Annotated in this window: 4 protein-coding genes; 3 read left to right on the forward strand and 1 reads right to left on the reverse strand. The window is 48.8% G+C overall.

The features are described 5' to 3' along the window. The first annotated feature begins 53 nt into the window (after positions 1-53). Both glgP and GF404_02905 read left to right on the forward strand, forming a co-directional pair. Positions 54-2,624, forward strand: a complete 2,571-nt coding sequence (gene glgP / locus GF404_02900) for an alpha-glucan family phosphorylase (protein ID MBD3381126.1) — start codon at positions 54-56, stop codon at positions 2,622-2,624. A gap of 28 nt (positions 2,625-2,652) precedes the next feature. Further along, entirely contained in the window at positions 2,653-3,483 is an 831-nt protein-coding gene (locus tag GF404_02905) for a hypothetical protein (GenBank protein ID MBD3381127.1), read from the forward strand. Here GF404_02905 and GF404_02910 read toward each other — a convergent pair. Continuing rightward, positions 3,477-4,475 carry a hypothetical protein gene (locus tag GF404_02910; GenBank protein MBD3381128.1) on the reverse strand — a complete coding sequence of 333 codons (999 nt, stop codon included), beginning with the start codon at positions 4,473-4,475 and terminating at the stop codon, positions 3,477-3,479. The two genes, GF404_02905 and GF404_02910, sit on opposite strands and share 7 nt — an antisense overlap. A 161-nt stretch (positions 4,476-4,636) precedes the next feature. On the opposite strand from GF404_02910, the gene GF404_02915 reads away from it, so the two are divergent. After that, on the forward strand, positions 4,637-6,793 hold a 2,157-nt coding region (locus GF404_02915), incomplete at its 3' end, for a PAS domain S-box protein (protein MBD3381129.1).

Here is a 6,793-nt window from a genome sequence, read left to right on the forward strand (position 1 = left end):
ATAAAATCCTGTTAATCTGCCGTTTATAAAGATAGACACAAAATGGGAGTAATATGGTTAAAGCCTTGAGAACATTCCGGGTCACCCCCCGGCTTCCTGAATCATTGCAACGCTTGCAGGACATAGCCGAGAACCTGTGGTGGTGCTGGAATTTTGAAGCAATCGGACTGTTTCGTCGTCTGGACGGCAAACTATGGGAAGAATCCAATCACAACCCGGTGGCCATGCTGGGCATGGTCAGCCAGGACCGGCTCGAACAGTTGGCGGCCGATGACGGTTTTCTGGCACAACTGGAACATGCAGGGGAAAACCTCGACAAATACCTGGTCGGTCTGAACTGGTTTTCCAAGACTCACTTCGCTGAAAAGAAACCTATTATTGCATATTTTTCAATGGAATTCGGCCTGACTGAATGCCTGCCGATATACTCCGGTGGTCTCGGTATTCTGGCCGGGGATCATCTCAAGTCAGCCAGTGAACTGGGAATTCCACTTGTAGGTGTCGGGCTTTTGTACCAACAGGGATACTTTCAGCAGTATCTCAACAAGGATGGCTGGCAACAGGAATACTATCCCGACAATGATTTTTATAATCTGCCGATCGAACAGGTTCTAAATGATTCCGATCAACCCCTCAGGATCCATCTGCAGTTCCCGGAGCGGACTGTAACCGCTCAGATCTGGAAAGTGCTGGTGGGCAGAGTGACGCTTTTCCTGCTCGACACAAACATCAGCGAAAACCGTCCGGCTGACCGCAAGATAACCAACCAGCTTTATGGTGGCGACCGCGAGACCCGTATCCAGCAGGAAATTTTGCTCGGTATCGGTGGTGTCCGAGCACTCGACGCGCTGGGAATAGAACCAGTTGTGTACCATATGAATGAAGGCCACAGCGCTTTTCTGGCACTGGAGCGAATCGCGCGCGAGATCGAATCTCGCAAACTCGATTTAGATCAGGCCTACCTTATGATTAAACAGTCGACGGTTTTTACCACACATACTCCTGTACCAGCGGGAATCGATGAGTTCTCGACCGATCTGATGGAGAAATATTTTAAAAACTACGCCTCCCGGCTGAACCTGTCTTTCAGGGAATTTCTAAACCTCGGAAGGCTCGACAGCTCCTCGGGAAACGCACCTTTTAACATGGCGCTTCTGGCAATTCGGGCGGCGTCTTTTATAAATGGTGTTTCCCAGTTGCATGGCGAGGTCTCGCGCAAGATGTTCCAGAGTGCGTGGAAGAATATTCCGCCCGAGGAAGTACCGGTGATTCATATCACCAACGGTGTCCATACCCGTTCCTGGATCTCTCACGATATGGCTACCCTTTTTGATCGTTATCTGGGACCGCGCTGGGCCAGTCGTCCAGCCGATCAAACCGTCTGGGAGAGGGTCGAGTCGATTCCGGATGAAGAACTCTGGCAGACCCATGAACGCCGTCGTGAGAGGCTGATAGCTTTTGCGCGACGCAGGCTGTTCAATCAGCTTGAGAAACGGGGTGCGCTCAGTTCGGAGCTGGCTCATGCCCAGGAAGTTCTTAACCCGGACATACTCACAATCGGTTTTGCGCGCAGGTTCGCTACCTATAAACGCGGGACTTTGATCCTGCATGACCTTGATCGACTCAAGCAGATCCTCTGCAACCGCAAGCGTCCGGTTCAGATTATATTTGCAGGTAAAGCCCATCCACGGGATTTCGAGGGCAAAGAACTGATCAAGCAGATCGTCCATGTCGCCCGCGACGAGCAACTCCGCCGGCATATCGTGTTTTTGGAAAACTACGATATCAAGCTGGCGCGCTACCTGGTGCAGGGTATCGATGTATGGCTAAACAATCCACTCCGCCCGATGGAAGCTTCCGGAACGAGCGGAATGAAGGTAGTCTTCAATGGCGGTATTAATTTCTCGACTCTGGATGGCTGGTGGGTGGAAGGTTACACCCGTGAAACCGGCTGGAGTATCGGCATGGGCGAGGTCTATGATAACCTGGCTTACCAGAACGAAGTTGAAGCCAATGCTCTCTATGATACGCTCGAGAAAGAGATCGCTCATCTATATTACGATCGCGGACCGGATGGCCTCCCGCGCAAATGGATTCATAAAATGAAGGAATCCATGAAGGGCTTGTGCCCGATTTTTAATACCAATCGAATGGTCAAGGAGTATGCCGAGAAATTCTATCTGCCGGCTTTCCGCCAGAGCAGGATTCTGCAGAACCGCGGGATGGCCGAGTTGAAGGATTTTTCGGAATGGCATAAACGGATGCAACGTAAATGGGACCAGGTGCGGGTGGTTGGAATCTCCAACAACTTGGGACCATCGATTTCAGTCGGCGAAAACCTCAATCTCGAAGCAGTGATTAACCTGGGTGAACTGAAGCCGGCCGATGTCATGGTGCAGTTGATTATCGGCAATCTCGACGCCGAAGGCCGAATTCGTGAACCGAAGAAATATGTCATGAATGCCGGTGAGCAAAACGGTGACGGTTCGATTCGCTACAATGCCAGTATCGCTTTCAGGGGAAGCGGCAATCACGGTTTTACTGTCCGGGTTCTTCCGAATTACAGGCTTTTGATGAATCCGTTCGAGATGGGACTGATTGCCTGGGCCGACAACGAGCTCTGAGATATTGACAGCACACAGGGGATAGCAAGTGAATTCCAAGGAATGGTGGCGGGATATACCCGCTTATGTGCTCGCGTACGAAGACACCGAGCTTTTAAACCGAGATGAACTCCGTTCTGTGCGCTTGATGCTGGAGTATTTCAAGCCCGAACTTATTCTGGAAAAGAACAATGTCAACTCTACTATCGTCGTTTTTGGCGGTACCCGTATAGTCCCGCGCAAAGAAGCGGAAAAGGATCTCAATAAGGCCCAGAAAAAGCTGGAAGCGAATCCCGGCAATAAAAAGCTGATTCGTGAGGTTCGTATCTGCAAGAATATCCTGGCCAAGTCACATTTCTATGATGAGGCCCGCAAATTCGGTGAGCTGGTCTCACGCAGTGCCCAGACGCCGATCAAGCGTGAATTCGTGATCTCCACCGGCGGTGGTCCCGGAATCATGGAAGCCGCCAACCGCGGCGCCCACGATGCCAATGCGGTTTCGATCGGCTTCAATATCAAGTTACCGATGGAACAGCATCCCAATAAATATATCACTCCCGAGTTCTGTTTCCGGTTTCGATATTTCGCGATTCGAAAACTGCATTTCATGAAACGCGCGCGTGCCCTGGTGGCGTTTCCGGGTGGTTACGGAACCCTGGATGAGTTGTTCGAAGCTCTGACATTAATACAGACCCGTACAACCAAACCGATCCCGGTGATCCTGTTCGGGGAGAAGTTCTGGCGCAAAATCGTCGATTTCGATGCTTTAGTCGAGGAGGGGACAATCGATCCCGAAGATGTAGAGTACTTCAATTTCTCCGAAACTGCCGAGGAAGCCTGGGAGTTGATAAACAACTTCTTCAAGAACAACCATTATTGATCGATCACATTGATCAGTCGAATTCTTGTGTTGCTATTGTAAACTATATCCTGAAACAGTTCGAATGATTCAAACTCGTCACCTTTTAAACTCAGTCTCGCTTTCATGTCGAAAGTAAAGTCGTTTGAAATCATTCGCCCTGTTGAAAATTCGACCACTCCGGATTTTGAAATCTCTATTAACTCTGCTGAAAGCATCAGGCGGTTTTCGAAATCAGGAGTACCCGCGAAAGATGTGAAATCATCGATCTCCATTTCGCCTGAGTAGTTGATCGCGGTGATTTTATCCCATTTCCTGAGCTTGTAATCGAAAATCAAAGGTGGCAATGATTTCTCGAGCTCGAAACCTGCCAGAGAATTGCCGGAGACAGCCTCCTCCCATTCAGCCTGTCCGGATTGCGCCTGGTCAGGTAAAGAGATCTGTAAAAAGCCGGATGCTGGATAATTGAACAATTCACGCGCCATCTGGTACAGGTTCTTGTTCTCGAGAAGGTTGAAAATTTCTCCTGATGGGTAGGCCAGCATGACAATCGGCTCCCCTACAAACAGCAGTTTCTGGTAAAGCTCACTGGTGCCTGCAGTGTTGGCAGTGACAGGTTCATATAGATCGATCAGGCTGTCGTTGCGATAGATTTGGAGCCTGTCATGCAACGCGAGGATTTCAAGCGAAGTCGTACTGTCGGCGATCATGGATTCAAATCTGGCTTTCAGGCTGTCATAGGTCAGGCGCAGTTCGAAATACTCTCCGTAATTTTCGCCGACAGCCAACGACAGATAGAGCAGGTACTGCCCCTCGATTTTGATTTCATTGGAATAAGACTGTTCATCTTCGTAAGAATCACTTCGCCCATTCTGAGTGAAGTCGATCGTTATCTCGTAAGTCAATATGTCGCCCTTTTCAAACTCAAACAATTCACTTGTGGCCTGGCCGTGGCAGGTTGTAACGACCGCCAGGATGCAGATGAAGATAAAATATGCTCGAAGTGTATTCATAGTCAGATTAATCCCGAAATCGTCAGTCTATATAACAAACTTATACAACTGGCGGCAAGCAATAAATCCAGCGAGCCGGTATTTAGATTAAATAAGTGTTGATGGATTTCTTTAGGATGCGTATACTTTGTAAAGCCGGGGATTGTCTTTAAAGTCTGCCAATGTCAAAAAATATGAAAAAGAAAGCCAGTCTGAAAACTCCCGCCTCCACCCGAGTGCCGGGTAACGCACATTCTGTATCAAACCTGATTCGTTATTACAAGCAGGCTCGAATTCCCGAAAGCGATAGGCGGGGAATCTGTCTTCTGGATGGTGACAGCTTACGGATCGTAAAATCCAACCGTCTGATCCGATCGGTTTTCTGTATGCGCAAGGATGACTTCGAGGGGCGCAAATTCCCTGATCTGTTCTACTTTTCGGACCGGCCAAGGCTTGAGTCCGCTTTGAAGGAGTGCCTCGACCACGACCGCATGATAGACCTGGATGGGATATTTCTCCGGTCCGACAAAAAACGTCCCGCCCGGCTGGAATTGAACTTGCAGGTCAGGACTCACGCCGGCAAATCCTGTATTCAGGTGGCATTGAGAAAGCATCTGATGGTGGAGGAAGTATCTTCCAACGGTTCTGATAGCATTAAGTCCGGCGATGCTGTTGCGCTTTTGTCTCCAATGAAGCTGATCGACTGCAATCGGGAATTCTTGTCGCTGTTTGGTCGCAAATCAACCCGTATTCCGGATCGCAGGCTGACAGCTTTCTTCAGCATGGAAAGTCGTCGGAAAATAAAAGCGCTTTTTAACGGTTCGTGCAAAGACGGAGTGCCACTCGAACTGGAGGGAATGCACAATAGCGGGGATCTTCTGTATTTCGAAGCTATACCTGAAACTATCCCTTGTAATCGGCGCACTCTTTTGAGGCTCAGGATGAGGGACCTGACATCGCACAAGAAAACCGAACATGAGTTGATCAGGAGCAGGGCTCGTTTCCATTCACTTCTGGAAAACGTTCATTACGGATTCTTCATAATCGACCTGGAGTCGAGCAGGATCGTCTTTATGAACAACTATGGTCGCGCGCTTGTAGGTAAAACGAAAATTCCGCTGGAGAAATTGAATCCACTTCAGTTTCTGCTTCCCGAGAGACTTCCTAAAATACAGGCCATCTTTAATAGATTTACCGATGGAAGTTTAAAAGAATACCGTAGTGAGGAGGAACTGAAACTTCCGGATGGACGCCGAATTCATATCGAGTATGAAAGTCACTATATAGAATACCAGGGAAATGCCTGTATTCAGGGGATATTCCAGGATATCAGCTCGAGGGTTGAGGCAAAAAGAGCTCTGCAGGAAAACGAGGAACGCTTTCGCCAGATGGCGGAAAATATCCGCGAGATTTTCTGGATCGTTGAACGCAACCCGACTCGTACTATCTATGTCAGCCCGGTGTATGAAGAGATTATTGGCCTGCCCCTGGAGGATGTCTACCATGACCATGACGATTACCTCAAGCTGGTTCATCCCGATGACTATGAGAAGGTGTCAGCAAGATTCGATAAAGCTGATATTGAAACCGACACCGAGTATCGAATTGTGCGCCCCGATGGTTCTATTCGCTGGTTGCGATCGCGCAGCTTTCCGATTTTTGATGATAAGGGCGAAGTTTACCGTACAGCAGGAATTGTGAGAGATATTACAGAGCGGAAATTGACCGAGCAGGCTCTCAAATCTTCAGAACACAAGTATCGCGGGCTTTATGAGAATTTGACCGACGGTTTCGCCGCTTCTGACCTGAAGGGTAACATCGTTGAATTCAATCGAGCGTTTGAGCTTATGACCGGCTATTCTCCGGCTGAGCTCAAGAGGTTGCATTTCAACGATCTGACCCCTGAGAAATGGCATCCGATGGAAACCCGGATTATGCGCGAGGAAGCCCTGGTAAAAGGTTATTCGAAAGTCTACGAAAAAGAATACCGTCGCAAAGACGGTGCTCTGGTGCCGGTTGAAATGAGGGCTCACCTGCTTCGTGATATCGAGGGTGATCCGGTTGGTTACTGGGCGATTATCAGGGATATCACTGACCGTAAGAAGACTGATAAGACAATTCGTGAATCGGAGCAGAAATATCGCTCTGTGGTCGATAATGTCGGAATCGGAATTTCTCTGATAAGCCCGGAGATGCGTATTCTCTCGCTTAATAACCAGATGAAAAAGTGGTTTCCGCATATCGACGAAACCAAGCGTCCGTTGTGCTACAGGCAGTTTCAAAAGCCACTTAGAAACAAGATCTGCCCGTTCTGTCCAACCAGCAAGACTTTCGAGGAT

Source organism: Candidatus Zixiibacteriota bacterium, from assembly GCA_014728145.1.
Lineage (GTDB): Bacteria > Zixibacteria > MSB-5A5 > JAABVY01 > JAABVY01 > WJMC01.

Coding starts and splice junctions, on each gene's coding strand:
- glgP (MBD3381126.1), top strand. CDS start 54: ATGGTTAAAGCCTTGAGAACATTCCGGGTCACCCCCCGGCTTCCTGAA.
- GF404_02910 (MBD3381128.1), bottom strand. CDS start 4,475: ATGAATACACTTCGAGCATATTTTATCTTCATCTGCATCCTGGCGGTC.